Origin of the sequence: Pseudarthrobacter albicanus (assembly GCF_018224015.1) — a bacterium.
Lineage (GTDB): Bacteria > Actinomycetota > Actinomycetes > Actinomycetales > Micrococcaceae > Arthrobacter > Arthrobacter albicanus.
In genome coordinates this window covers 1-1571 of the sequence record NZ_JAGPOT010000183.1, presented here as the reverse complement: position 1 = coordinate 1571, position 1571 = coordinate 1, and the positions used below count along the sequence as shown (strand labels likewise).

The 1571-nt window shown below is 69.4% G+C and carries 2 protein-coding genes; both read right to left on the bottom strand.

The window, feature by feature from the left end:
* Positions 1-113: 113 nt before the first annotated feature.
* A complete protein-coding gene (gene trxB / locus J9611_RS21300; protein ID WP_211883236.1) occupies positions 114-1106 on the bottom strand; it encodes a thioredoxin-disulfide reductase in 993 nt (330 codons plus the stop codon).
* 28 nt (positions 1107-1134) lie between these two features.
* Entirely contained in the window at positions 1135-1557 is a 423-nt protein-coding gene (locus tag J9611_RS21295) for an arsenate reductase ArsC (RefSeq protein ID WP_211883234.1), read from the bottom strand.
* Positions 1558-1571: the final 14 nt, after the last annotated feature.

Genomic DNA, 1571 nt, shown 5'->3' with positions numbered 1-1571 from the left:
GGCAGGCAGCGGGGTGTCAGCAGCAGCCTTGATCTGTGGTGCAGGAGCCGTCGTCGCAGCATCCGTTCCTCATTCGGCTCACCCCCTCTCCGTCCCTGTCAGGCGTGTGGTGCTCAGGCGTGGGTGGGTTCCTCGACCAGGGCGGTGGCGATGCTGTCGGCGTCGTCCAGTGCGGCGAGGTAGCGTTCGGCGTCCAGCGCGGCGGCGCAGCCGGTGCCGGCGGCGGTGATGGCCTGGCGGTAGCGGTGGTCCACGGCGTCGCCGCAGGCAAAGACGCCGGAGAGGTTGGTGACGGTGGTGGGGGAGTCGACCTTGATGTAGCCCTCGGCGTCCAGCTCCACCTGCCCGGCCACGAGTTCGGTGCGCGGGACGTGCCCGATGGCGACGAAGATGCCGGTGGCGGCCTGTTCGCGGGTTTCACCGGTGATGGTGTCCTTCAGGGTGACGCCGGTGACCTTGCCGTCGCCGTGGATCTTCGTGATGGCGGAGTTCCAGGCGAAGCGGATCTTGGGGTTGTCCTTGGCGCGCTGGGCCATGATCCGGGAGGCGCGCAGCCCGCCCTTGCGGACGACGACGGTCACGGACTTCCCGAAGCGGGTCAGGAAGGTGGCTTCCTCCATGGCGGAGTCCCCGCCGCCGACGACGATGATGTCCTGCCCGCGGAAGAAGAACCCGTCGCACGTGGCGCACCAGGACACGCCGTGGCCGCTGAACTTCTTTTCCTCCGGCAGGCCGAGCTCCTTGTAGGCCGAGCCCGTGGCCAGGATGACCGCCGGCGCCTCGTGGGTGGTGCCGCCGCCGGTGACCACACGCTTCAGGTGCCCGGCGAGCCGGACCTCCGTGACGTCGTCGAACACCACCTGGGCACCGAACTTCTCGGCCTGCTGCTGCAGCCCGTCCATGAGCTCGGGTCCCTGGATGCCGGCCGGGAAGCCGGGGAAGTTCTCCACCTCGGTGGTGTTCATCAGGGCACCTCCCGCGGTGACCGACCCGGCGAGGACCAGGGGCTGCAGCCCGGCGCGGGCGGCGTAGATGGCGGCGGTGTAGCCGGCGGGGCCGGATCCGATGATGATCAGCTGTTCGGTGTTTCGGGTGCCGGTGCTCACGATGCTCTCCTGGTGCTCGGTACGGGTGTTACTTGGCGGCGGGGGTGAGGGACGCGATGAGTTCCTCGATGCGGCCCCTGATCTCGTCGCGGATGGGGCGGACGGCGTCCACGCCCTGGCCGGCGGGATCTTCCAGGACCCAGTCCTCGTAGCGCTTGCCCGGGAAGTAGGGGCATTCGTCGCCGCAGCCCATGGTGATCACGACGTCGGATTCCTTGACGGCCTCGGTGGTGAGGACCTTCGGGATTTCGGCGGACATGTCGATGCCGAGCTCGGCCATGGCCTCGACGGCGGCGGGGTTGACCTTGTCCGCGGGCCGGGACCCGGCGGAGCGGACCTCGATCCCGCCCTTGGCGAGGGTGGTGAGGAACGCCGCGGCCATCTGGGAGCGGCCGGCGTTGTGGACGCAGACGAACAGGACGGAGGGCTTCCTGGCGGTTTCGGTGCTCACGGGGTTTCTCCTGG